Origin of the sequence: Aquitalea aquatica, from assembly GCF_013911085.1 — a bacterium.
GTDB lineage: Bacteria > Pseudomonadota > Gammaproteobacteria > Burkholderiales > Chromobacteriaceae > Aquitalea > Aquitalea aquatica.
In genome coordinates, this window is the sequence record NZ_JACERN010000003.1 from 64,578 (window position 1) to 89,324 (window position 24,747).

23 protein-coding genes are annotated in these 24,747 nt (G+C 61.3%); 9 read left to right on the forward strand and 14 right to left on the reverse strand.

Annotated elements, in window-relative coordinates; all coding sequences use genetic code 11:
- Nucleotides 1-6 precede the first annotated feature (6 nt).
- A complete protein-coding gene (locus tag H2Z84_RS01210) occupies nucleotides 7-624 on the forward strand; it encodes a tetratricopeptide repeat protein (protein WP_258869251.1) in 618 nt (205 codons plus the stop codon).
- 63 nt (nucleotides 625-687) lie between these two features.
- On the opposite strand, the gene H2Z84_RS01215 is transcribed toward H2Z84_RS01210, so the two are convergent.
- From H2Z84_RS01215 to glnE, 6 genes are all read right to left on the reverse strand, one after another.
- Nucleotides 688-1,275 (reverse strand): hypothetical protein, encoded by a 588-nt coding sequence (locus tag H2Z84_RS01215; protein ID WP_181834348.1) that lies wholly within the window; start codon nucleotides 1,273-1,275, stop codon nucleotides 688-690.
- A 99-nt stretch (nucleotides 1,276-1,374) separates the two neighbouring features.
- Nucleotides 1,375-1,965, reverse strand: a complete 591-nt coding sequence (locus tag H2Z84_RS01220) for a TetR/AcrR family transcriptional regulator (RefSeq protein ID WP_181834349.1) — start codon at nucleotides 1,963-1,965, stop codon at nucleotides 1,375-1,377.
- An 8-nt stretch (nucleotides 1,966-1,973) separates the two neighbouring features.
- Nucleotides 1,974-3,026 carry a lipopolysaccharide heptosyltransferase II gene (gene waaF, locus H2Z84_RS01225; RefSeq protein WP_181834350.1) on the reverse strand — a complete coding sequence of 351 codons (1,053 nt, stop codon included), beginning with the start codon at nucleotides 3,024-3,026 and terminating at the stop codon, nucleotides 1,974-1,976.
- 125 nt (nucleotides 3,027-3,151) lie between these two features.
- Nucleotides 3,152-3,352: a zinc-finger domain-containing protein gene (locus tag H2Z84_RS01230; RefSeq protein WP_103525570.1), complete on the reverse strand. Its 201-nt coding sequence runs from the start codon at nucleotides 3,350-3,352 to the stop codon at nucleotides 3,152-3,154.
- Nucleotides 3,353-3,402: 50 nt separating this feature from the next.
- Nucleotides 3,403-4,326 (reverse strand): branched-chain amino acid transaminase, encoded by a 924-nt coding sequence (locus H2Z84_RS01235; RefSeq protein WP_124643508.1) that lies wholly within the window; start codon nucleotides 4,324-4,326, stop codon nucleotides 3,403-3,405.
- Nucleotides 4,327-4,413: 87 nt separating this feature from the next.
- Nucleotides 4,414-7,095, reverse strand: coding sequence for a bifunctional [glutamate--ammonia ligase]-adenylyl-L-tyrosine phosphorylase/[glutamate--ammonia-ligase] adenylyltransferase (gene glnE, locus H2Z84_RS01240; RefSeq protein ID WP_181834351.1), 2,682 nt, complete (start codon nucleotides 7,093-7,095; stop codon nucleotides 4,414-4,416).
- Between the two features lie 101 nt (nucleotides 7,096-7,196).
- On the opposite strand from glnE, the gene H2Z84_RS01245 reads away from it, so the two are divergent.
- From H2Z84_RS01245 to H2Z84_RS01265, 5 genes are all read left to right on the forward strand, one after another.
- A complete protein-coding gene (locus H2Z84_RS01245) occupies nucleotides 7,197-11,030 on the forward strand; it encodes a YhdP family protein (RefSeq protein ID WP_181834352.1) in 3,834 nt (1,277 codons plus the stop codon).
- On the forward strand, nucleotides 11,027-11,833 hold the full coding sequence (locus H2Z84_RS01250) for a carbon-nitrogen hydrolase family protein (protein ID WP_181834353.1): 807 nt from the start codon (nucleotides 11,027-11,029) through the stop codon (nucleotides 11,831-11,833). Before H2Z84_RS01245 ends, H2Z84_RS01250 begins: the two co-directional genes overlap by 4 nt.
- Before the next feature lie 14 nt (nucleotides 11,834-11,847).
- Entirely contained in the window at nucleotides 11,848-13,290 is a 1,443-nt protein-coding gene (gene tldD, locus H2Z84_RS01255) for a metalloprotease TldD (protein WP_181834354.1), read from the forward strand.
- Nucleotides 13,291-13,360: 70 nt separating this feature from the next.
- On the forward strand, nucleotides 13,361-14,107 hold the full coding sequence (locus H2Z84_RS01260) for a substrate-binding periplasmic protein (protein ID WP_181834355.1): 747 nt from the start codon (nucleotides 13,361-13,363) through the stop codon (nucleotides 14,105-14,107).
- Nucleotides 14,108-14,280: 173 nt separating this feature from the next.
- Nucleotides 14,281-15,201 (forward strand): LysR family transcriptional regulator, encoded by a 921-nt coding sequence (locus H2Z84_RS01265; protein ID WP_181834356.1) that lies wholly within the window; start codon nucleotides 14,281-14,283, stop codon nucleotides 15,199-15,201.
- Between the two features lie 21 nt (nucleotides 15,202-15,222).
- On the opposite strand, the gene H2Z84_RS01270 is transcribed toward H2Z84_RS01265, so the two are convergent.
- The gene (locus tag H2Z84_RS01270; protein WP_181834357.1) at nucleotides 15,223-15,954 is read right to left on the reverse strand and encodes a cellulose 1,4-beta-cellobiosidase; all 732 of its coding nucleotides are present in this window, start codon (nucleotides 15,952-15,954) and stop codon (nucleotides 15,223-15,225) included.
- 552 nt (nucleotides 15,955-16,506) lie between these two features.
- On the opposite strand from H2Z84_RS01270, the gene H2Z84_RS01275 reads away from it, so the two are divergent.
- Together H2Z84_RS01275 and H2Z84_RS01280 are read left to right on the forward strand one after the other, a co-directional pair.
- Nucleotides 16,507-17,193 carry a response regulator transcription factor gene (locus H2Z84_RS01275; RefSeq protein WP_103525578.1) on the forward strand — a complete coding sequence of 229 codons (687 nt, stop codon included), beginning with the start codon at nucleotides 16,507-16,509 and terminating at the stop codon, nucleotides 17,191-17,193.
- A gap of 2 nt (nucleotides 17,194-17,195) precedes the next feature.
- Nucleotides 17,196-18,509, forward strand: coding sequence for a HAMP domain-containing sensor histidine kinase (locus H2Z84_RS01280; RefSeq protein WP_181834358.1), 1,314 nt, complete (start codon nucleotides 17,196-17,198; stop codon nucleotides 18,507-18,509).
- A gap of 6 nt (nucleotides 18,510-18,515) precedes the next feature.
- On the opposite strand, the gene H2Z84_RS01285 is transcribed toward H2Z84_RS01280, so the two are convergent.
- From H2Z84_RS01285 to H2Z84_RS01295, 3 genes are all read right to left on the reverse strand, one after another.
- Entirely contained in the window at nucleotides 18,516-18,941 is a 426-nt protein-coding gene (locus H2Z84_RS01285) for a BLUF domain-containing protein (RefSeq protein ID WP_181834359.1), read from the reverse strand.
- Nucleotides 18,942-18,943: 2 nt separating this feature from the next.
- Complete coding sequence (folE, locus tag H2Z84_RS01290) at nucleotides 18,944-19,651, reverse strand: GTP cyclohydrolase I (RefSeq protein WP_181834360.1); 708 nt, start codon at nucleotides 19,649-19,651, stop codon at nucleotides 18,944-18,946.
- A gap of 256 nt (nucleotides 19,652-19,907) precedes the next feature.
- The gene (locus H2Z84_RS01295) at nucleotides 19,908-20,108 is read right to left on the reverse strand and encodes a hypothetical protein (RefSeq protein WP_181834361.1); all 201 of its coding nucleotides are present in this window, start codon (nucleotides 20,106-20,108) and stop codon (nucleotides 19,908-19,910) included.
- 193 nt (nucleotides 20,109-20,301) lie between these two features.
- Here H2Z84_RS01295 and H2Z84_RS01300 point away from each other — a divergent pair, with 193 nt between their 5' ends.
- On the forward strand, nucleotides 20,302-21,495 hold the full coding sequence (locus tag H2Z84_RS01300; protein WP_181834362.1) for a GGDEF domain-containing protein: 1,194 nt from the start codon (nucleotides 20,302-20,304) through the stop codon (nucleotides 21,493-21,495).
- Between the two features lie 30 nt (nucleotides 21,496-21,525).
- Here the strand turns inward: H2Z84_RS01300 and H2Z84_RS01305 are convergent, their stop codons facing one another.
- The 4 genes from H2Z84_RS01305 to H2Z84_RS01320 all read right to left on the reverse strand — a co-directional run bounded on the left by H2Z84_RS01305 (nucleotide 21,526) and on the right by H2Z84_RS01320 (nucleotide 24,742).
- Entirely contained in the window at nucleotides 21,526-21,723 is a 198-nt protein-coding gene (locus tag H2Z84_RS01305) for a hypothetical protein (protein ID WP_103525584.1), read from the reverse strand.
- Nucleotides 21,724-21,872: 149 nt separating this feature from the next.
- Nucleotides 21,873-22,964, reverse strand: a complete 1,092-nt coding sequence (tssA, locus tag H2Z84_RS01310) for a type VI secretion system protein TssA (RefSeq protein ID WP_181834363.1) — start codon at nucleotides 22,962-22,964, stop codon at nucleotides 21,873-21,875.
- 75 nt (nucleotides 22,965-23,039) lie between these two features.
- Nucleotides 23,040-23,303, reverse strand: coding sequence for a PAAR domain-containing protein (locus tag H2Z84_RS01315; RefSeq protein ID WP_181834364.1), 264 nt, complete (start codon nucleotides 23,301-23,303; stop codon nucleotides 23,040-23,042).
- On the reverse strand, nucleotides 23,300-24,742 hold the full coding sequence (locus tag H2Z84_RS01320; protein ID WP_181834365.1) for a hypothetical protein: 1,443 nt from the start codon (nucleotides 24,740-24,742) through the stop codon (nucleotides 23,300-23,302). The genes H2Z84_RS01315 and H2Z84_RS01320 overlap by 4 nt, the downstream gene beginning before the upstream one ends.
- Between the last annotated feature and the right edge of the window lie 5 nt (nucleotides 24,743-24,747).

The window sequence follows — 24,747 nt, forward strand, 5'->3', positions numbered from 1 at the left end:
GTCCTGTTGCTTCTGCTCGACTTGGTCATGCCGGCCGCTGCTGCGGAAAAGCCGCCGCTAGCGGGTTGGGCCAGCTATCAGGCCGGCGATTATGCTGCGGCCTTTCTCATGTTCAAAGCCGGAGCCGAGCGTGGCGACCGCGTGGCGCAATATGATCTGGCCATGCTGTACTGGCGGGGCGAGGGTGTGTCACGTGACCGGACGCTGGCCCTGAAATGGCTGCAGCAGGCTGCGGCCGCGCAGTTGTCATCCGCACAGTATGTCCTGGCACAGGTTTATGAGAGCGGCGATGGTCTGCCGCGTGACATGCCGCAGGCGACGCGTCTGTTTGAGGCCGCTGCCAGGCAGGGGCATCGCGATGCACAGGTTAGTGTGGCCACCCAGTATTACCTGGGGCGTGGTGCCCGGCAGGATTATGCCAGCGCGGCACACTGGTATCAGGCGGCGGCCGAGCAGGGTGATGTGGGAGCGCAATATCTGCTGGCCAGCCAGTATGAGCATGGGCTGGGTGTGCAGGAGAACTGGCGTGAGGCAATGCGCTGGTATAAGCGTGCCGGCGCGCAGGGGGATCGCGCAGCCCAGCTGAAAGCCAAGGCATTGGCAGATGGGCATGTCGGACAATAACAGAAGTGCAAAAACAAAATAGCAGCGCGGGATGGCTCGCACTGCTATTTTTTGATGCTGAACTCAGGCGCTTTCGCTGATGCGGCGGCTGCTGGCTTGGGTGGATGACTCCAGCAGGGACTGGTTGTTCTGGTACTGCGCCACGGCGATCTGGCCGCTGCTCTTCTGATTTTCCAGTGTGGTCTGTGCCTGATTCTGTGGCGTGGTGGCCGAGGTGCTGGCGGTGCTTTGTGTGCTGGCTGGTTTGTCCGTGCCACTGGCATTGCTATTGGCAGCCGCCGCTGTGCGCGCACTGCGATTCAGGGCAGTGCTGGTGCTGTCATTATTGCTGCGGGTATCGCTACTAGCCTGGCTGGCATTCACCGTAGCGGTGCTGCTGGTACTGGCGCTTTGACTGGCGGCCAATTGCCGGCCTAGCTCCTGTTCGACTTGCAGACGGTTCTGACTTTGTTGCGAGCGGCTGTTGCTGCTTGGGGCTGGCTGGCTGGCTGCTTGAGCCTGTAGCTGCTCGGTATTGCCTTGCGTGCGGGTGGACTGCGCCGTACTGGTGGTTTCTGCGCTGCTGCTGGCGGCGCGGGAGTTGCGGCCCTGTTGTAGCAGGCTGGCTGCCGTGCTGGCGCTACTGCTTTGCAGACGATGGATGCTGTCCATGATCGCAACTCCTGAGGTTTGATGCTAACCCTGTGATTTTAGAACACTTTGCCCCTGGTTTGCTGGAAAAGTGTAGCGGTGGTCGCGTCCGGTGTGGGTTTACTTCAACAAAACCAGTGCCAGCATGCGTTCGGCCAGTTCATCGACACTCAACTCACCTTCAGATTTATACCATTGTACGGACCAGTGCAGGCTGCCCAGCAAGGTGCGGCGCAGCAGGCGCGTGTCTTGCTTGACCAGTCCGGCGGCGGCAGCTTCGTCCAATACTTCCTGCCACAGCGCTTCGTAGCGATCACGCAGCACGATCAGGCCGGGTTTGGCAGCGGCGGAGACGCTGCGCCATTCGTACAGCATGACTTCCAGCGCGGCCTGGTTGTCGCCCAGCAGCGAGCTGAGGTGGACGTGAAATAGTGCGGATAGCTTGTCGCGCGGGTTGCGCGCGCGGGCGATGGTTGCGCCCAGTTGCTCGGTGGTGGCGCTGATGCCCAGGGCCATCACGGCGACCAGAATTTCTTCCTTGGTGCGGAAGTGATAGAACAAGCTGCCGGATTGCAGGCCAACGGCATTACCGAGGTCGCGCACGGTGGTGCGTTCGTAGCCTTGGTCGCGAAACAGTTTGGCAGCAGCGCGCACCAGTTCCATGCGGCGGCTGTTTTCTTCGGGCTGATTGTTTTTGTCTTGTACGCTCATGGTCCAGCCTATGTGCTGCGGGTCAGTTGAATGGAAATATTGCCCAGTTCAGGCAGAAAGCGCTGCGCGGCTTGCCAGGCGAGGTCTGGTTCCAGCTGCTCCAAGCAGTTGGTGTGTTGGTAAGGGCAGTTGCGTTCGAAGCAGGGGCTGCAGTCCAGATTGAGACTGACCACGGCGGCCTGTTCGGATAGCGGCGGGGTGAAGTCAGGGCTGGATGAGCCGTACAGCGCAACCAGCGGCTTGCCCAGTGCGGCTGCGACGTGCATCAGGCCGGAGTCGTTGCACACGGCCAGCCGGGCCAGTCCCATCAGGTCGATGGCTTCTTCCAGTCCGGTGCTGCCGCATAGATTGATGGCCTTGCCTGCTGCCAATTGGGCAATCTGCTCACCGATTTCCTTATCCTTGCCCGAGCCGAACAGCCAGACAGCAAAGCCAGCGGCATCAAAGCGTTTGGCCAGTTCGGCAAAGTGGCGTGCCGGCCAGCGCTTGGCTGGGCCGTACTCTGCACCGGGGCAGAAGGCGACCACTGGGCGGCTGGTGTCCAGTTGCAGACGGCTGGCAGTCTGTTGCCGGCTTTGGGCATTGGTCACCAGTGCCGGGTGGGCGATGGGGCGTGGCAGCGGTTTGTTGCGGTCTTCGGCCAGCGCGCAGAAGCGCTCCACCATCATCGGCAATTCCTGCTCGTCCAGTTCGCGACTGTCGTTGAGAATCCAGTAGCGTGACTCACCGATGAAACCGGTACGCAATGGAATGCCGGCAAACAGCGGAATCAGCGCTGATTTCAACGAATTAGGCAGGATGATGGCCTGATCGAAGCCTTCGGCTTTCAGCTGGCGTGCGGTCTGCCAGCGCTCGCGCAAGCGCAGGGCTCCGTGGCCGAACGGATTGAGATGCGCTTTGGCGACTTCCGGCATGCGCTCCAGCAAGGGCAGGGTCCAGGCTGGGGCAAATGCGTGCAGCTCCAGGCCGGGATGGCGTTCGTGCAGGCGCTGATACAGCGGCTGGGCCATGACGCTGTCGCCCACCCAGGAGGGGCCAATGACCAGTATCTTTTTCTTCATGAAGTTTTCCGCTTCCAAATCAGCGCCATCCTGCAGGATGGGGCAGGGTGGCCCTGATTTGGTGGCCGATCAAGCGAAAAAGGTGCGGGGGCCCGCACCTTTCGCTTGCTGACAGCTGCCGGGGCTCAGTGATGATGACCCACCGGGCCGGTCAGCTTGTACTGGGTGCCACAGTAAGGACAGAGCGCTTCGCCAGTCTTGTGCACGGGCAGGAATACGCGCGGATGTGAGTTCCAGGAGACCATGTCCGGCATTGGGCAATGCAGGGGCAGGTCCTTTGCGGTGACTTCGATGAGGCGTTGGGTATTTTCTTTCAGTTCAGCCATGGTCTTTCCTTGTCGGGCCGGCCGCGCCGGCCCTTGCTGCTGGGGTGTGTTTACTTGACGTAGGTCAGCCAGTGTTCGTGTTCGGCGTCGAGGCCTTTCACGATATTGAAGTACTTCTGCTGGATGGCGGCGGTGATCGGGCCACGGCTGCCTTCGCCGATGGCGCGGCGGTCCAGTTCGCGAATCGGGGTGACTTCGGCAGCGGTGCCGGTGAAGAAGGCTTCGTCCGCGCTATACACTTCGTCGCGGGTGATGCGCTTTTCAATGATTTCCAAGCCCTGTTCCTGCGCGATCTGCACCACGGTATCGCGGGTAATGCCTTCCAGGGCGGAGGTGAGGTCCGGGGTGTACAGCTTGCCCTTGCGCACGATGAAGATGTTTTCACCCGAGCCTTCGGCTACGAAACCGTCCACATCCAGCAGCAGGGCTTCGTCGTAGCCGTCTGCCGTGGCCTCGTTATTGGCGAGGATGGAGTTCATGTAGTTGCCGTTGGCCTTGGCCTTGCACATGGTGATGTTGACGTGGTGGCGGGTAAAGGACGAAGTCTTGACGCGAATGCCCTTTTCCAGGCCTTCTTCGCCCAGGTAAGCACCCCACGGCCAGGCTGCTACGATGATGCGCACGTCGTCTTTTTTCGGGGCCACGCCCAGCTTGCCCGAACCATAGAAGGCCATGGGACGGAAGTAGCAGGATTGCAGCTTGTTGGCTTTCACCACGTCCAGATGAGCCTGGTTGATGTCGTCCTTGCTGAAAGGCAGGTCCATGCCGAGGATCTTGGCGGAGCGGAACAGACGGTCGGTGTGATCCTGCAGACGGAAAATCGCCGGGCCTTTGGGAGTTTCATAGGCACGTACGCCTTCGAATACGCCCATGCCGTAGTGGAGGGTGTGGGTCAGCACATGGGTGGTGGCATCGCGCCAGTCAACCAGTTTGCCGTCATACCAGATGAATCCGTCACGATCTGCCATCGACATCTTGGAGCTCTCCGTCATTGTGTTTTGTATCCTGCCGATTATACCGTCAGCCGCCGTCTTGTGAACCGTCCGCTGCGAAAAACGCCATCAGCCCAGGCTGTCCGGTCCGAAAACCTGCAGCCATAGTTGCTGTGCCTGCTGGTAGTGGGCGCGCAGCCGGTCGCTGACTTCCACCTTGCCGCTTTCATTGAGCCGGGCGGCATGCTGTAGCTTGCGGTAGTCGCGGTAGGCGGCACGGACTTGTTCGGCCAGTTGGTGGCTGATCAGCCCTGCCTCGGCGGCAACCGCCAGCAGCGCGATATTACCGGTATTGCGGGTGAAGTCGGGCAACTGGCCGGCGTGGGCCAGAATCAGGTATTGCACGATGAATTCCACATCGATGATGCCGCCACGGGCGTGTTTGACGTCGTATTCCTGTGCCGGATGGCTTTCCAGCATGCGCTGGCGCATGGTCAGCACTTCGCTGCGCAGGGTGCCTGGATCGCGCTGCTGGGTTAGCACGTCGTGGCGGATGGCTTCGAATCCTTCGCCGATATCGGCTGCGCCGGCGACATAGCGGGCGCGGGTCAGTGCCTGGTGCTCCCATACCCAGGCCTGTTTTTCCTGATAGCTGCGAAAGGCTTGCAGCGAGCTGACCAACAGGCCGCTGGCGCCGTTGGGGCGCAGGCGCAGGTCGATGTCGTACAAGATGCCGGCGCTGGTGGCGCTGGTCAGCCAGGTGGACATTTTGCGTGCCAGGCGCGAGTACAAGTCGGTGGCATCCGGGTGATCGTCGTCATACAAGAAGATGATGTCCAGGTCCGAGGCGTAGCCCAGCTCTTTGCCGCCCAGCTTGCCGTAGCCGATGATGGCGAAACGCGGGGTATCGGTGTGGCGGCTGGGGATGTCCAGCCAGGCATGGCGCAGGGTGGCGTCCAGCACGGTGTCGGCCAGCAGGGAGAGCTGGTCGGACAGGGCCTCTACCGTCCACATGCCGGCGATGTCCTGTGCGACCAAGCGGAAGGCCTGGGCGTGCTGGAAGTGGCGCAGGGTGTCCATCTTGGCTTCTACATCGCCCTCGCATTGTTGCATCTGTTCTTGCAACTGGCTGGCCAGTGCCGGCCAGTCCGGTGTGGCGTATAGCACGCGGGCATCCAGCAGTTCATCCAGCAGGATGGGGTGGCGGGTCAGATAGTTGGACACCCAGGCACTGGCCGAGCACAGGGTGGCCAGCCGTTGCAGGGTCTGCGGGTATTCGGTTAGCAGCGCCAGGTAGGAAGCGCGGCGGCTGATGGCTTCCATCAGGTTGATGATGCGCGACAGGGTGGCCGCCGGGTTGGGGAAGTGGGTGGAGACTTCGATCAAGGGCGGGATCAGCGCGTCGAATTTCTTGCGGCCGGCCAGCGGAATCTGCTGATAGCGCTGGCTCTGCGCCAAGGCGCGCAGCTGTCCGGTGACGCCACTCACGTCATCAAAGCCCAGGCCGGAGAGTTGTTCGCTTGGGTCCTGTTCGCAGATGTCGCGCCACAAGCAGGATAGGGGGTGGTCCGGCGCGGTCTCGGTTGGCAGGATGAATACTTGTTCGAAGTGGCGGGCGACCTTGCGCCGCTCGCTATTGAGGGCGTCGAGGAAGTCCTGCCAGCCGGCAAAACCCATGCTGCTGGCGATCTTGCCCTGGTTTTCCTCGCTGGTGGGCAGGGTTTGGGTTTGCTGGTCGTCCAGGTATTGCAGGCGATGTTCCAGATTGCGCAGGAAGGCATAGGCTTCCTGTAGTTCCTGCACAGCGGCAGGTTCCAGCAGGCGCAGCTCTGCCAGCCGTTCCAGCGTGGCACGCGTGCTGCGCAATTGCAGGCTTTTGTCGCGGCCGCCGCGAATCAGCTGGAAGACCTGGGCGATGAATTCCACTTCACGAATGCCGCCTGGCCCCAGCTTGATATTGTCCACCATGTCGCGCCGCGCCACTTCGCGGCGGATTTGTGCATGCAGCTCACGCATGGCGCCATAGGCGTTGTAATCGAGATATTTGCGATAGACGAAGGGGCGCACCATGTCGGCCAGCCCGGAAATATCGCCGGTGAGTGCCTTGGCCTTGATCCAGGCGTAGCGTTCCCATTCGCGGCCCTGGGTCAGCAGGTAGTTTTCCAGCGCGGCAAAACTCATCACCAGCGGGCCGGAGTCGCCGTAGGGACGCAGCCGCATGTCGACGCGGAATACCTGGCCATCCACTGTCACGTCGTTGATCAGGCTGATGATGCGTTTGCCGACCTGGCTGAAATACTCGTGATTGCTGATCTTGCGCGGACCACTGGTTTCGCCGCCTTCGGGGTAGATGAAGATCAGGTCGATATCGGAGGAAACATTCAGTTCACCGCCGCCCAGCTTGCCCATGCCGATCACGATCAATTGCTGCACTTCTCCGCTGTCTTCGCCGATAGGCTGGCCGTATTGCGGCAGCGAGCGGCAGGCGCAGGCCAGTGCCTGCTGTACGGCAAATTCGGCTAACAAGCTGATGGTGCTGACTACCTCGTCCAGATCGGCCAGCCCGTTGTAGTCACGGCAGATCAGGCGCGCCATCACCGCCTGGCGTAAGCTGCGCAGGGGCGGGGTCATGGCCTCTGGCGTGTCAAATGCATCCCAATCGGCAAAGTCAGCCATTTCGGCACTGTCAAATGGCTGTGCCAGCCTGTCGCGCAGCAGGATTTGCTGTTCCGCTCGCGCGCCCAGCAAACGGTCCAGATAAAGTGAAAAGGCACGGCTCTGGGCAATGGCATGATCCGGGTTTGCTGGCATAATGGCGAAGCGCTCGTTTGGGTCCTGTAACACTTCATTGTATCGGTTTAGCTCATTTGGAAAAGCCCCCGCATCTGTTAGCCAGAGTCCACGTCATCAGTTTGCTGCGCAAATCGCTGCAAGCCGTCGGCCTGTTGCTGCTGTTGGCGACGCTGGTGGTGGGTGGTGGCTTTGCCGTGTTCAACTGGTGGTTCCTGCCACGGCTGGAGCAGTTTCGGCCTCAACTCGAGCAGAGTTTGTCGCAGGCTACCGGCCGCCAGGTGTCGGTGGCGTCCTTGTCCGGCGAGTGGTTGGGCGTGGCGCCGCAGTTGCAACTGCGTGGCTTGCGCATTGCTAATCCGGTGACTGCCGATGCGCTGACCCTGGAGCGGGTGGCGGTAGTACCGTCATGGTGGTCGCTACTGTCATGGGAGCCGTTGTTTTCCAGCGTGACCATCGATGGGCCGAGCGTAGCACTGCTGCGGCGGGTCGATGGTCATGTGCTGCTGAACGGCTTCGACATGAGCGCGCCGGCTGTTCATCCTCAGGCCGAGGGGAGTGAGCCATCTGCCAACTGGTTGCTCAAACACAGCCGTATCGACATCCGCCAGGCGCGCATCAGCTGGGAAGATCAGGCTTTGGGCTTGCCGCGGCTGGATCTGCAGCAGGGGCAGCTGACTCTCAGCCAGACTCTGCTGGGCCATCGTCTGCGTTTGTCCGGCCAACCAGTGGCCACCTTGGGTAAGGGCTTTGACATGGAGCTGGCCTGGCGCGGCGATGATTTTCGCCAGTGGCGCAACTGGGCCGGCAATATGCGCATACGCCTGAACGGCGCACAGGCCGGCGTGGTGTCGCGCTATATGGAAAAAATTGGCCTGATCAATAGTGGCGAAGGCAGCGGTACGCTGGAGGCTGATTTTGCCGATGGCCATGTCAACAGCCTGAGTGCCGATGTCAGCATTCACAACGCAGCCTATACCCCCAGGGATGCGCGCACGCTGGTGCTGCCGGCCATCAGTGGCAAATTGCAACTGGAACGGTCCACCAATGGCAGCTATGCCATCAATGCCTCCAATTTGACCCTGGCCAGTGCCACCGGATTGGCCTTCGATAAATCCACCATTCGTGGTGACTGGATGCCGGGCGAGCAGGGGCAGGGCAAGCTGACGCTGGATAATGTCAATGTTGCCCATCTCACCCCGTTTATCCATGCATTGGGTGGCGATGGCAACTCCTTGTTTGCCCGTTTCGCGCCCAGTGGTCATCTGAAAAATCTGTCGCTGAGTTGGAAAGGACCGCTGCAGTCGCCACGGCAGTATGCGGTGGCCACCCGTTTCGAGCAGTTGGCCTGGCAGGCATTTTCTTCAGTGCCCGGTGTCAGCGGTGTTAGCGGTGAGCTGGATTTTGGCGAGCAAGGTGGCCAGTTGCTACTGAGCAGCCGGCATGCGGCGCTCAATTATCCGGCTGTGTTTCCGCAGTTGCTCGACTTCGACCTGCTGGATGGCCGCGTGGACTGGCGTAATCACGGTGAGCAGACCGAGGTTGAATTCCACGATGTGGCTTTTGCCAATGCCGACCTCAGCGGCCATTTCGGCGGTCGTTACCAGCATGACGGCAAGGGGCCGGGAGTGGTCGACTTCACCGCCGATGTCGACAAGGTGGCCGCCGTGCGTGTGCCGGCTTATCTGCCGCATGCGGTCGGGCAGGACACCTTGCGCTGGCTGAATGCCGCCCTGCAGGGCGGTACGGCCAGCAATGTACGCATGATACTGAAGGGTGATCTGGCCAACTTCCCCTTTGCCGGTGGCAAGGGCGGGCAGTTCAGTGTGGATGCCAAGATAGATCAGGGCCGTTTGCTGTATGAAAAAGGCTGGCCAACCATCGATAATATCCAGGCGGATCTGGGTTTTCATAATGAACAGATGCTGATCTCGGCGCGCAGTGCCAGCACGCTGGGCGTGCCGCTGAGTGCTGTCAAAGTAGGGATTGATGACCTGGGGGCGGCCAATTCCACGCTTAGCGTGCAGGGGCGGGCGCAAGGGCCGCTGGCCAGCATGTTGAAATTCACCACCAGCAGTCCGGTTGATGGCTGGCTGGATGGTTTTACCGGTGGTATTCAGGCTGGTGGCAAGGCGGCACTGGATCTGCATCTGGGCATTCCATTATCCGGCAAGCAGCCGGTCAAGGTGCGGGGCGACATTCTGCTGTCCGGCAATCAACTGGCGTTCAAGGGTTTGCCGATTCCACCGGCCAGTAATGCGCATGGCACGCTGAGTTTTACCGAGTATGGCGTGGAGTCCAAAGGCGTGCAGTTTGCCGCGCTGGGCGGCCAGTTCCAGCTCAAGGCAAGTAGTACCCCGGCCGGGCGCATGAATTTTGACATTCATGGCGACGCCGACAGTCATCAGGCACTGGGCCTGTATCTGCCCTTGCTGGCGCCTTATGTCAGTGGGCATTCGCCGTTTTCGGTGCAGTTTGTCGTGCAAAAGGGGCTGGAAAACCTGACGGTGCAATCCGGCTTGCAAGGTAGCGCCATTACGGCACCGGCACCGCTTGGCAAAGCTGCTGCGGATAGCTTGCCGCTTTCCTTGCGCTTTGCGCCGGGCAAAACTCCACAGCAGCCATTCCGGCTGGATTTTGACGCCGGCAGCGTTGCCAGCGGCAGCCTGTTGCTGGATGGCCATGGCAATCTGAAAAGTGGCGTGGTCGCTGCCGGGCGTGCCATCGGCAAGCAACCTGACGAGGGGCTGGCGTTGCGGCTGGCGGCACCACAAGTCGACCTGCAGCGCTGGGTGGCGGCTATTGCCAGCCCGGGCGGAGGTCAGGGCGGTGTGACGGCAGTCAGACAAATCGACCTGCCGCTGCAGATCGAACTGGAGAGTCCGCAGCTGGACGGATGGGGCGGCAGCTTGCATCAGGTCAAGGCCAGCCTGAGTAACCGGCGTGTACGTAATGGCTGGTCGCTGGATGTACGTGCGCGGGAGTTGAGTGGCAGCGTCGATTATCTGCCTGCCGGCAGCGGCCTGCTGCGCGCCAATCTGGCTTACGCCATTCTGCGGCCATCGGACAAGGGCGGTGCGGACGAGACCGACGCGGGCATGATCGACAAGGGTGACTGGCCGGAGCTGGATATTCGTGTCGGCGACCTCATTTACCAGAACAAGACCGTCGGCAAGCTGGAGCTGCATGCTCGCCGTGAAGGGCGGGACTGGCTGCTCAATCCCTTACACTTGCAGGCAGCGGAAGGCAGCCTGCAGGGCAGTGCCCGGGTGCGGCGTGGAGAAGCCGGCAAGGAGGTGCAGGCCCGCTACCAGCTGGATAGTAGTGATGTGGGCAAGCTGCTGGCGCGCATCGGCCTGCAGGATACCTTCCGCAAGGGTGAGGGCAGCCTGTCTGGCACCATGAGCTGGCCGGGCGGTTTGTTTGATGTCAGTGCCAGCCGCCTGTCCGGCGAGATGACGCTGGCGCTGAAAAATGGCCGTTTTGCCAAGGTCGATCCCGGCGTGGCGCGCCTGCTTGGTGTGCTCAGCCTGCAGTCGCTCAGCCGTCGGGTGAAACTGGATTTTACTGATGTGTTCAGTGACGGCTTCGCCTTCGACACCATCACTGGCAATGCCCGGATCAGCAAGGGTGTGTTTGTTTCTGATAATGTGCACATGAAGGGGCCGGCTGCCGATGTCGCACTCAGTGGGCAGGTGAATCTGGCCAGTGAAACCCAGGATGTGCGCATCAGGGTGCAGCCGCATCTGGCCGAGAGCGTGGCGCTGGCTGCCGGTGCCGCACTGCTCAATCCGGTGGTGGGGGTTGCCGCGCTGGCCGCACAAAAAGTATTGCAGGACCCGTTCGGCAAGATATTGTCGGTTGACTACGCCATTACCGGTTCCTTTGCCAACCCCAAGATTGACAAGCTGGCAGCGGAACCTTTGAGAAACACCAAGCGGATACTCTCGCCATGAAACAGAAATTTATCGCTGCTGCCGTGCAAATGGTGTCCGGCACTGATGTTGCCGCCAATCTGGCCACGGCGGCACGGCTGGTAGCCGAGGCTGCCGCTGCGGGAGCCCGCTTTGTGGTGCTGCCGGAGTATTTCTGCCTGATGGGCAGACAGGATGGCGACAAGGTGGCCATCAGCGAAGAGCTCGGTCACGGGCCCATGCAGGCGGCGCTGGCTGCCATGGCTCACGACAACCAGGTATGGCTGGCTGCCGGCACCATTCCGCTGCGCTGTCCGGAGCCGGGCAAGGTGTTCAACAGCACGCTGGTGTTCGACCCCGCAGGGCAGCAGGTGGCCCGTTATGACAAGATTCATCTGTTCGGCTATACCGGCAATGGCGAACGCTATTGCGAATCCGACAGCATTCAGGCGGGTAGCACGCCGGTCAAAGTGGACATCGGTCTGGCCGAAGTGGCCTGCGGCATTTGCTATGATCTGCGCTTTCCCGAGCTGTTCCGCCAACTGGCCCCGTTTGATGTGATGATTCTGCCGGCCGCATTTACCGCGACCACCGGCGAAGCGCACTGGGAAGTGCTGCTGCGCGCCCGCGCCATCGAAAACCAGTGTTATGTGATTGCCTCCGGCCAGGGTGGCACCCATGAAAACGGCCGCAAGACCCATGGCCAGTCCATGATCATCGACCCCTGGGGGCGCATTCTCGCGCAACAGGCCTTGGGCGAAGGTGTGGTACTGGCTGAAATCGACCCCGCATTGCTGCATTCGGTGCGCAGTGGCCTGCCGGCCCTGGCGCATCGCGTGCTCTGACAGAAAGACCCACCATGCAAGACGCATTCCGCATTGCCGATCAACTCCTGCTTGCGCCTTATGGCGTGGACGAGTCCGTGATCGAAGCCACCTTCTCACGCATGCGCCAGCATGCTGTTGACTATGCCGATCTCTACTTCCAGTACACCCGCAGCGAGGGCTGGAGTCTGGAAGAGGGTATCGTCAAATCCGGCAGTTTCAGCATCGATCAGGGCGTGGGTGTTCGTGCTGTTTCCGGCGACAAGACTGCCTTTGCCTATTCCGATGATATCGGTGCCGAAGCGATTGGCCGTGCAGCCGATGCAGTGCGTGCCATCGGTGCGGTTGGTGGTGATGGCTCGGCCGGGCGTCAATCGCCGCAGCGTGCGCGTGACCTGTACCCGGCTATTGACCCCTGTCACAGCCTGGAGGCTGCGGCCAAGGTGGCGCTGCTGGAAAAAGTGGAAAAACTGGCGCGTTCCATCGACCCGCGGGTGATTCAGGTCATGGCTGGCGTGGCCTCGGAATATGACGTGGTTTACGTGGCGCGGCATGACGGCGTGCGTGCTGCCGATGTGCGCCCGCTGGTGCGGCTGTCGGTGCATGTGATTGTTGAACAGAATGGCCGTCGCGAGCAGGGCTCCGGCGGCGGCGGCGGCCGCTTTGACCTGACCCGTTTCGATGATGCCCTGGTGGAGCAATATGTTCGTCAGGCGGTGAACCAGGCGCTGATCAATCTGGAAGCACGGCCAGCACCGGCTGGGCAGATGACGGTGGTGCTGGGTTCCGGCTGGCCGGGTGTGCTGCTGCACGAAGCCATTGGCCATGGCCTGGAAGGTGATTTCAACCGCAAGGGTACTTCGGCCTTCTCCGGTAAGCTGGGCCAGCGCGTGGCCGCCGCCGGGGTGACGGTGGTGGATGACGGTACGCTGGATGGCCGACGCGGTTCGCTGGCTATCGACGACGAGGGTAACCAGACCAACCGTACCGTGCTGATCGAAGATGGCATTCTCAAGGGCTATATGCAGGATGCGATGAATGCGCGCCTGATGCAGGTGGCACCCACCGGCAATGGCCGGCGCGAATCCTATGCCCACATCCCGATGCCGCGCATGACCAATACCTATATGTTGGGCGGCCAGCACGATCCCCAGGAAATCATTGCCTCGGTCAAGGATGGCCTGTATGCCGCCAACTTTGGTGGCGGCCAGGTAGACATCACCAGCGGCAAGTTTGTGTTTTCGGCGTCGGAAGCCTGGCGCATCGAAAACGGCAAGCTGACCTATCCGGTCAAGGGTGCGACCCTGATCGGCAATGGTCCGGATGTGCTGGGACATGTTTCCATGATCGGTAACGATATGGCGCTGGATCAGGGGGTGGGTGTCTGCGGCAAGGAAGGCCAGAGCGTGCCGGTAGGGGTGGGGCAGCCTACCTTGCGCATTGATGGCGGCCTCACTGTCGGCGGCACCGCTGGCTAGCCGGCATTGCATGCTGATGTGGCCGAGCAAGGCACTGCATGCCGGCAACGGGTTGTTGCTGGCATGTTTGTTGTTTACAACTGCTGCTATCGCCCAGGATTTTGTCGTGGCGGTGGAAGAGTCGGATAACCATCCCTTCGAATACGCCAAGGGGGATGGTGCGGAGCATGGCGGTTTCCACCTGGAGGAAATCGATCAGGTGGCGGCGCGCCTGGGCTGGCATGTGGTGTACAAACCCATGCCTTGGCAGCGCGCCCTGCGCAGCCTGCAACTGGGGCGGGTGGATGCGCTCAGTTATCTTGCACGCACGCCAGAGCGAGAGGCGTATACCGTTTTCATGCCGGCGGCCATTCAACACCGGCAGTATGCCGGCTTGTTTGTGCGGCGCAGCCAGCACCGACACTTTCCTGAAAGTAACCTGCCCTGTACCTATGCGGGCTATCGCATGGCGGCTGCCAGCAACTACTTTTATGGCGACGTGGTGCAAAAAGCCATGCATTCTTGCTGGCAGGTCGAGATGACCGCCAGCTCCAAGGAAGAAGTGTTTTCCAAGCTGCTGGCCGGGCGTATCGATATCGCGGTGGCTTATGGCACCTCCTTGCAATCGCTGGCCGCCAATATGCCGGAGCTGGACTCGCAGGTGGTGGCCCTGCGCCAGCCGCGCTGGTTGATCGGTGATTTCTACCTCGGCTTTTCCCGCAAGGCGATGTCCGCGCAACGTATTGCCCGTTATCTGCAGGCGCAGCAGCAGTTTCGTAGCAGCAGCGACTATCAGCGGCTGGTACGCAAATACAATATGAAGGAATTTCTGCCCTGACACAGCCTGTGCCAGCCAGCCGCCCCACGGCATGCGCATGTTGTTGCCAGAGCCTGCACCCCGTGCAGCAGGCCATCACCCAGGCCATGCTGCAGTCCTGAAAATTCAAGTATGTCCCAGTTATTGCCAATAAATGATTGATAACGGTAGCCACCGGCTGCCGGGGGAGGGGAATGATCCGGCTGGAAGATCTGCAGATATTGCTGCACACCGCACAACTGGGCAGCCTGTCCGCTGCCGCGCGACTGCTTGATATCAGCCCTGCGGTGGCCAGTGCCGGATTGAAACGGCTGGAAGCAGAGCTACATACCCGGTTACTGGTGCGCTCCACCCGTAGCTTGCGTCTGACGACAGATGGCGAGCGCTATCTGACGCATGCCCGTGCGGCCATTGAAGCATTGCAGGCGGGCGAACAGGCGCTGGCGGCTGGTCAGCAGGCGCTACATGGCCAGCTTAGCTTGTCGATGCCTTCGGATATTGGCCGTCAGCTGTTGTGGCCGTGGCTGGATGATTTCCTCGCGCTCCACCCGGCGGTGCGTTTGCAACTGCACATCAGTGACCGGCTGGCAGATTTGTACCGCATGCCGGTAGATGTAGCCCTGCGCTATGGCGTGCCGGAAGACTCCAGCCTGGTTGCCCTGCCGCTGCTGGCCGACAACCGGCGGCTGCTGTGTGCGGCGCCGACCTATCTGCAGCAGCATGGCTGGCCGCAGCGGCCGGAAGATCTGGCTGCGCATGAGTGTCTGCGATTTGTGCTCGGTGATGCCCTGCATGAGCGCTGGCGGTTTGCCCGGCATGGCGAGTGGTCGGCGGTGACGGTGGGTGGCCGACGCAATAGCGACGATGGGGAAATCGTGCGCCGGTGGGCTGTGGCCGGGCTGGGCATCGCCTACAAGTCGCAGCTGGATGTGCTGGATGATGTGCGCAGCGGTCGCCTGCAAGCCCTGCTGACGGATTACCAGGCCGAGCCGACGCCTTTGTACCTGGTATGCCCGCATCGGCTGATGTTATCGCCCTTGATCATGCGGCTGCGTGAGTTCCTGCAACAGCGGTTGCAGGATTATGTGGCAGGAGAGGGCACAAGCCTGCGGTAAGCGGGCTTGTGCCGACCGGACTCAGCCCTGGGTGCTGAGCAGATTGCCGACCGAAGACGAGTAGCTATTGCTCTGGCTATTCTGCAGGTTCTGCAGCAGAGCACTCAGGAAGGACTGCAAATTGGCGGAGCTGTTACTGCCAGAACTGCTGCCTGAGCTACTGGAGCTGGTGTCGCTGCTGCCATTGGCTTGCTGCACGCTGCTGAGCAGATTGTTGAAGTCGCTTTGCAGGGTATTGAGCGCGCTGGAGCTGCTGGTCGTGCTGCTGCCAGAGGAGCTGGCCAGCTGCTGAATCAGACTTTGCAGCTGGCTTTCAGCATTGCCATAGGCGCTGGTGCTGCTGCTATCCGTACTGCTGTCGGAACTGCTGCTACCGGATTTCAGCGCGCTGAACAGATCATGCATGAAAGTATGCATGGCCTGCATCGGATTTTGCGTGCTGCTCGTGCTGCTGGTACTGCCATCATTGTCGCCGTCATCATCCGGCGGTGGTGGCGGAGCTTGCAAGCCAGCCAGTGCGCTATTACTCGAACCATTGCTGCTGCTGGTGCTATTGCTGCTGGATGGCGGCTGCAAGGAAATACCCAGCTGGCTGAGTGCCTGCTCCACGCTTTGCATGAAAGCGTCGTTGCCGCCACGGTGCTTGCCGTGGTGACGGGTTTCGCTGCTGCTGGACGTGCTGCTGGTCGATGTGCTGCCAGTCAGCTGGCTGCTGTAAATCGACGACGTGCTGCTGATGCCCGAAATACTCATGATAAGGCTCCCTGTGCTTGCTTGTGACTTGTGCTGTAAAGCCACCTCCAGAGATCAGGACGCGGCATTGCGCCTGCGTACGGTGCAAGTTTCGGGCCATGTGTAGTGCCTGGAAATGTAAATTTACGTCAGAAAATGTTAAGAAGTGTTAGTAAAAACAGGATTTTATCGCGCCTTTGCTAGTATTCCGCCTGTTGCTGGGCAAGCCGGATAGCTGGTATGGCAAGATTTGCCGCCAACGCGGAAGTCAGCACGGGAGTATTGCCGTCTGATCATGGCTGGTTTGGCCTGGGCGTGTGCACAGTCGGCAAGAGTTGCCGCTGTTGCGGTGGGGCAGCCGCCAGAAGTGAGAGAGGGACCCGGGCAAGCGGGCGGCGGCTGCTTGAATAGCATGATGCGGGAGCTGGCGGTTAAGGAAGGTTAATAGCCGGTAAAGCGCTATAAATCAGTGTAAAAGCCAGTAAAACTTCCCCCGCCAGTGGCCGTGATGTGGATCATGTCTGCCGATAGTCCCGGGAGAGCGGGACCTGCATAGAATAATCAGGATGGAAAATGCGAATACTGCTGGTAGATGACGATATCGAGTTGGCCGACATGCTGGGCAGCTATCTGGAGCGGGAGTCCTGCCTGGTTCAGAAGGTGAGCGATGGCACCAGTGCCGTGGTACAGGCTTTGTCCGGCCAGTTCGACCTGATGGTGCTGGATGTGATGATGCCGGGCCTCAGTGGCGTGGAAGTGCTGCGCCGGGTGCGCGAACACAGCATGTTGCCGGTATTGATGCTGACCGCACGCGGTGATGACACCGACCGTGTGCTGGGCCTGGAGCTGGGGGCGGATGACTATGTGCCCAAGCCCTGCACCCCGCGCGAGCTGCTGGCACGCATCCGCGCCATTCTTCGCCGTACGGGTAACCAAGTACAGCCGGCACAGGAAAACGATGTCTTGCGCGAAGGCCCGCTCACGATGTGGCCGGGGGAGCGTCGTGCCCAGTGGGCAGACGAAACGCTGGAACTGACCAGTACCGAATACAGCTTGCTGGAGTTGCTGGTGCGCCATGCCGGCCAGCCGGTGGGTAAGGATGTGTTGTCCAAGCAGGCGCTGGGCCGGCCGCTGGCACGTTTCGATCGCAGCGTTGATGTGCACATGAGCAGCATCCGGCAGAAGTTGTCGCGGGTGGCTCCCGGTCGTATCTGCATCCAGACCGTGGTGCGCCGCGGCTATCAGTTTATCAAGGCCTGAGTATGGGACGCCTGTTCTGGAAACTGTTTCTTATTTTGTGGCTGGCGCAGATCAGCACAGTATTCGGGGTGGGCGCGGTGTTCTGGCTCAGGCATCGCATGGAAAGCGCTGCCGCTATCGAGCAGCAGCACCCCATGGATACGGTGGTGCTGGACATGGCAGCAGCGGTGCTGCGACGCGAGGGGGCTGCCGGCTTGCGCGCCCATCTGCAGGACATGGGTGCTAATGCACGCAACCATCTATTGGTGCTGGATGATCAGCAGCATGAACTGTTGGGGCGGGCACTGCCTGTGCAGTCGGGGCTGCGGCCCATGCGTGAGGTGACGCTTGGCAATGCCGCGCATTACCGCTTGCTGCTATTGCCGCCCGGGCCGCCGGGTGGTGTGCCTGGTGGTGAGCCGGGGCACGGTCCGGGTGAGCCCAGCCCCTTCCCGTTGCTGCCCATTATTGGCGCGCTGCTGGCCAGCTTGTTGTTTGGGGCCATTCTGGCGCGCTATCTGTCCAAGCCGATCAGGCTGATGAGCGAGGCGTTCCAGTCGGTGGCCAGGGGCGAGATGGATGTGCATCTGGCCAGTGATCTGGGTAGCCGACGTGATGAGCTGGCCGATCTGGGGCGCGATTTTGATGGTTTGGCCCAGCGCTTGAAGCAGTTGATCAATGGCCAGCGCCGGCTGTTTCACGATGTATCGCACGAGCTGCGTTCGCCGCTGGCCCGGCTGAATGCCGCGGTGGATCTGGCACGACAGCAGCCGGAAAAGCTGGAGGAGTGGCTGGACCGTATCGAACGCGAATCCGGGCGGATGGATGCACTGGTGGGAGAGATTCTGGCATTGGCGCGGCTGGATGCTGAAGCATCACAACATCCGGCGGAGTGCTTGCCGGTGGATGTACTGCTGGAAGAGCTGATTACCGATGCCCAGTTCGAGGCGGAAGCCAATGGCACCAGCCTGCGGCTGCTGCAAGAGGATGCGGCCGAGGTGATGGCGCAGCCAGAGCTGTTGTCACGCGCACTGGAAAACGTGGTGCGCAATGCCATTCATCACACGAGCAAGGGTGGTCCGGTTGCACTGGCGGTGATACGAGGCAGTAGCGAGGTGACCATTGCCGTCAGCGACTGTGGGCCAGGGGTGCCGGAGCATGAGCTGAAAACCATTTTCGAGCCGTTTTTCCGCAGCGAGCAGAATACCCAGCCCGGTGGTTACGGCCTGGGGCTGGCCATGGCGCAACGCATTGTCGAGGCGCACCAGGGCCGGATACAGGCGATCAACCTGCCGCAGGGTGGTTTGCAAGTCAGCATCACCCTGCCGCTGGCCTGAGCAGGTTTAGCCGCGTGAGCGCAGGCCGCCCGAGCTGCCCAGTTCGCTGAGCAGGCGGGTGGTGGTACTGCCGCTCAGACGGAAGGGGTCCAGTACCGGGCTGGAGGAGTGCCGCAGCAACAGCGCGGCATTTTTCTTGTCGATGGGGGCCTGCGCCATCGACCAGCTGGCGAATTCGCGCTGATCGATTTCCTGGTAGGCCAGCAGCGTGACATCGCGATGCCGGTTGTCGCGGCAAATATGCTGGTACAGGGCATTCACTTCGGCACGGCCACCTTCCAGTGCCTGCACAAAGACATCGTCGCCATAGCACAGCACGCCGGTTATGCCGCTTTGCGGATTGTGCTGGTGGGCGGCGTCCAGGATCTGTTTCACCAGATCGCTGGTGATCGGGCTGCAGCTGCGGCTGGCGTAAATGAGTCGGACGAGCATGGTCAGTTTCCTCTGTGCATCAGCGACAGGAATTCCCGGCGCAGATTGGCGTCGCGCAGGAAAGAGCCGCGCATCACGCTATTGGTCATTTTCGAGTTAGTGTCTTTCACGCCGCGCCAGTGCATGCAGAAATGGTCTGCCTCCATGACGATGGCCAGGCCATCCGGTTGCAGCTTGTCCATCAGCAGGTCGGCAATCTGCATCACTGCTTCTTCCTGGATTTGCGGGCGGGTCATGACCCAGTCGATCAGCCGGGCGTATTTGGACAGACCAATCAGATTGGAATGCTCATTCGGCATCACCCCGACCCAGACCCGGCCCATGATGGGGCACAGATGGTGGGAGCAGGCGCTGCGTACCGTGATGGGGCCGACAATCATCAGCTCGTTGAGCTGTTCGATATTGGGGAATTCGGTATTCGGCGGGCTGGCTACATAGCGGCCACGAAACACCTCGCGCACAAACATCTTGGCCACACGGCGGGCTGTGTCCTGGGTGTTGTGATCGTTGACCGTATCGATGACCAGGCTTTCCAGCACACCCTGCATTTTCTCTGCCACTTCCTGTTGCAACAGGTCCAGCTCATCGTCGTGAATGAAGTCGGCAATATTGTCATTGGCGTGAAAGCGCACGCCTGCCTGTTGCAGGCGATAGCGTATGCGAGATGAAGCGCTGGCCGTCGTCATGGCCTTGTCGTCCGGTTTACTCATGGTGGGGGTGGCCCTATCTGGATGGCTGGCGTGTTCTGGGTAAGGGGCGTTGCAAGTCGCTACAGCGGTGGTGCCAGGCCTGAAGTGCCAACCGCTGTTAGCCGTGATGTGTGCGGCACCGCCTGTCCGCTGCTCGTGGCTGCCGCTTGCTGCTGCGGCAGCTGGAAGCCTTGTGCTGAATGGTAATGCGCTTGGCCGGTAGGGGAAAGGAAAAATCCGACCCTGGCGGTTTAGATGGTGTCGGCGCGGGTGGCTTTCAAGAGGACGTAGCGGTTTTGTGCTGCCGGTACAGGCAGGGCTGGCCAGATGCCTCCAGCACATCCTGGCAGGGCTGACGCTTACTCTTGATCTGCAAGGCATGACAGGCATAGGGGAAGCGGGCGTCGTGGCTGATGTAATAGTGGCGGCAGCCCTGACAGCGCTGACGAGCAGCAGGGAGGTGGCTGGTGGTGGACATCGGCTAGTGTGGCTGGTGGTTGTGGGTGGATTGTGCCGCGAGTGCTGTTGAATGTGAATATTTGTTTTAAATGGTGATGTCGGCTGTCATTTTTGATATAAAGCTGGATTGCCCTTGCTGTTTACGCCCGATTCTTCCGGTGGCGCGTGGGCCTGGTTTCTCCGGCGGCTCAAAGCGGCTGACATACATCACTATGAATATCAACCCCGTATTGGTACTGGCACCCATCTTTCTCACCACCGAGTTGCTGAGTCTGGCGCTGTGCATGGTGCTGGCTTCGCTGCGCAGCAGCGGGCTGCCCGGTGTGCGCCAATGGCTGCTGGCCAATGTGGCCGTGGTGGTCTACCTGCCATTGCTGGGTTTGCGCGACATCATCCCCGATGCCATTTCCATTGTGTTTGCCAATGGCATCGCGGCGCTGTCGGCGGCTTGTTATTACGCTGGCTGCGCCCATTTCCTGGGGCGGCCACCCCGTTGGAAATACCTGTTTGCTGGCGCCGCGCTGCAAGTGCTGGCAGTGGCTTACTGGCGTTACGGTGTCAACAGCCTGCCGTTGCGGGTGATGGCGATTTCCGGCTATGGCGCGGTGGTGTGCACCGCCACCGCCTGGCTGATGCTGCGGCATTACACGGGCCGCCGCAACAGTGTGCACTACCGGCTGCTGACTGGCCTGTCCTGCCTGTTTGCCGTGGCACAAATAGCGCGCAGTATTTATTTCGGCATGTTGCACCCCGAACCGACCAACATCATGTTGGCCAGTGGCTGGAATGTGCTGCTGCTATGCATAGGTGCCGCCATCATGCCGGCGCTATCCATGGCGGCGGTGCTGATGTTGCACGAGGCGCTGCAGACCGAGGCAGAGGAGGCCGCCAACCGCGACTTCATGACCGGCGCCTTGTCACGCAAGCATCTGTTCGCCACCGGTCAGCAGTTTATCCTGCAGGCGGCGGCTACCCGCCGTCCGCTGACCCTGCTGCTGATTGATCTGGATCATTTCAAAACCATCAATGACACCTATGGCCATGCGGCGGGCGATGAAGTACTGCGCGCCTTTGCCGACATGGTGGGCGAGCATTTGCGTGGCCGCGACGTGCTGGGGCGGCTGGGTGGCGAGGAGTTTGCCGTATTGCTGCCGGATGCCAGCGTCACCTCGGCCCAGTTGGTGGCCGAACGGCTACGCATGCGGGCGCAGCAGCATCGGGTGGTCAGCAGCTTTGGCGAGTGTCACTACAGCATCAGCATCGGCGTGGCCGGCTGGCAGAGTGGGGAAAGCTTCGACCAACTCTGCCAGCGTGCAGATCAGGCCTTGTATCAGGCCAAGAACAGTGGGCGCAACCGGGTCCATACCAGCCAGGTCGTGCCAGAGCTGCGGCCGCAGTCGGCCTGAGCCTGCGCCAGGGGGGCATCCGCGGCGGTTTCAGGCCGTGGTGTCGACGCTATTGCCCAGATGGCTGGGGTTGCTGACGTATTCGTAGACACCGACACCAAGGGCGGCGGCGGCGAGCAGCGGGTGGGCTTCCACCACCGACGCGGCCTCGGTCACGACGGAGGCGGTGGCCTTGAGAATCGCCCCGCCCGATGTGCTGATGAAAGAACCTACCGCCCCCAGAAACATAGCTTTACCCCTTAGTGCATTTCAACTGCTATCGGCAGCTGCACAGCGGGCTTGAGGCGCTTTACCCGGATTTACACCGGGCAGCAAGCGGCCATTACCAAAAGCTGGATTGCCAGGCCAGCCATGGCTGGCGGCCCGGCACGGCAGCGTCAGTCGGCCTGCTTGCGCACATCCAGTAATTCTTGCAGTTGCGACAGGGTGGAATCGTCCTTGACCACATGCTGCAACCATTCCTCCAAACTCATTTCCGCCCAGCGTGCCGCACGTTCCGCCAGCGCTGCCACCGGGCTGTGTGGTTCATGCACCCGGAAATAGCGGGCAACTTCGCCCAGCATCTGCACGGCTTGTTCGCGGCTGCGGATCTGGCCGTCAAAGTCAGACTGGTGTAGCGGGGCCGGGCTATGGATGGTGGCGGTGGGCATGGCGGGTCTGCTCTCCTGCGGGGCGGGCTGTGGCCGCGTGGTGGTCGGGGCGGCTTCCGGTGTGGTCTGCTTGCGATAACGCAATACCAGGTCCTGGCAGGCGTAGATGGCATTGCGGGCGTCCACCAGGCTGGGGGCATGTTCGCCAAAACGCTGCTCCAGTTTCTGCTCCAGCAGTTCATAGCACTGATGGGATTGCACCAGTTGCTCGTGCACGGTGGAGAACCAGCCGGCACCACACAGGGTGGCGGCTTTTTCAAAGCTTTCCCCCGGCAGCTTGCCTTCGGCAATGGCGGCCTCGCGTGCGGCGGCATCCTTCAGCCCCAGATTGTCCACTTCCCGCGATTGCTGCCAGTCGTTCCAGCCATAGCCGCCAAATTCGGGCTTCAGCAGCGGCGTGGCACGAATGGCGGCGGCCAGTTGCTGATTCAGCCATTCCAGCTTGCCGATGCGTTCGTCCAGGTCTTGTGGGTCCAGCTCCGGATAGCCATTGGCCCAGTATTGATCCAGCCAGCCGTTGAGCAGGCTCAGCCCCAGTGGCAGGCTGGCGATGCCTTGTTGCTGCAGCAGGGCTTCGGCCAGCCAGACAATCAGTTGCAGATCCTTGCTTTGCTGGCTCAGTGCCTGTTCGCACAGCCGTATGACCTTGGGCCATTCGGCGACTTTCAGTGTCTGTTCCCACTCTCCCTGGGCCAGACCAGGGTCGTCGCTGCGGCGGGCTTCGCGGATCTGGTCGAACAGTACCGAGTAACTGAGGTCTTCACCCGCCGGCTGCGGGCCGGCAATCGGTGCCAGCAGTTGTTCAAGCTTGTCTTGCATGAGGTGTCCTGAAAAATGGAGTGGCTGGCCACCCATGTGCCCATGGTCAGCCAGCACTTTTGTTTTGCGCTGGGCTTAGCCTTTGCCTACTTCGGGCATGGTGGAAATCAGTACCGCGCCGCAGCTGGTTTTGTGGCCTTCCAGTGCCACCGGCTTGCCGCCGACCAGCCAGGAAGAATCGCCCTCGACGATGCTGCAGTTGCTGTGGCCATTGCGCGGGCAGCTGACACTGTCGCCAAGGCAGGCCACCTGCTTGCCGAACAGGGCGGTGCTGGAGGCAGCGCTCACCACATTGCCGCCGTGATCGGTAGGGTCGCCAAGACGGATGACGCGTTTCATGCGGGTATTTCCTCCACGGTGGGTCGTATCACGCTCAGGCAGGCTTCATCGTGGCTGAACTGCACCAGCATGACGGGGGCACCCAGCTGGGTGCTGCGGGTAATGGCCTGTGCGGTAAGCAAGGCGGTGGTGGCGGCACCGACATCACCCCATTCGCGCACGCTGTTACTGGCCTGGTCGATGGGGTGGAGCTCGATCTGATGGCGGCTGAGCGCGCCGGACAAGGCTGAAAGGCGGGTGCCACCAACATCGACATCGCCGCTGTTATGGCTGAGCCAGGCCAGGCTGGTGGCGCGGTTATTGTCTGGCTCGGCGTCTTCCTCGCTGAAGGGGTAGTCCAGCAAGCGGCCGTTGACCAGAGCATTGTCCAGCAGGCTTTGCAACTGGCGGGCCAGCTGCATGGCGCGCATGGCTGCCGGGCCACGGCTGGCGGTGGCCAACTGGGCCAGCAGGGGCAAGGCTGCCAGTGAAGCCTGAAAGGATGGTGGCACCGGCCCCCATTCCGGCGAGCCGGCAACGGTATTTTTCTCCCAGTACGGCTGGTAGGGATCGGGCTGGTCATCCACAGGCGTCATGGCACTGGCGGCTGCTTCTTGCTGCGGCAGGTCGCTACGCAAAAACAGCATGGCAACCAGTGCAATACCGGGGCGGCCGCGCCATGCCAGTTCCGGGTCCGGGCTGTTTTCCTGCCATGACGCATCGTCCTCCTCAAAGGGCAGGCCCGGTGCATCGGCAGCTAGTACCACCAGGCCGGGCAGCTCGGGTGTTTGTTGCAGCACTTGCGCCACGCGTTCGGCCAGCGGGCCATTGCCGGGAAGGAAGCGGCAATCCTGCGCTGGTGCTTGTTGCAGGCCAAGGCTTTGTTGCACGGCTTCTTGCTGGGCAGCCTTGAGGGCTTCAAGTTGCTCGATGCCGGATAGCGTGGGCAGAACTTCGGTATACAGGGGTAGCCATGCCGCACCGGCGGCCTCGGCATACAGGCGTGACAAGGCCTCCTGCAATAGCGGGGTGATGGCATCCAGCACGTTGTCTGCTTCGATATCGTCCTGGCTAATGGCTTCCCACTCGTAAGCGCTGTCGGTTTCTGTCAGCCAGTCGGCCTCATCCTTCACTGGCAGTGCCGTGCCGAACAGCCAGCGGCAGTCTATGGTGTACTGCCTTTCGCGCAGGGCGTTCAGGTGCTGCTGCCGCGCGGCTTCGCGGGTGGCGGTTCTTTCGGCTTCAGCATTGGCGGCGGCGGCTTGCTGGGCCGCCTGCTCGCGCCGCTGCCGCAACACGCCCCACCAGCGTATTGCCAGCGTGGCCGCGACCGGCGGCACGATGTGCAATAGCAAGATGGCCGAAGGGCTGATGCGCTGCCAGCTTAGCGGCAGTACCAGCCATAACAGCCCCCACCAGCCTATGGTGAGGCCCCCAAACAGGGCGGGTAGTCTCCACATGGTGC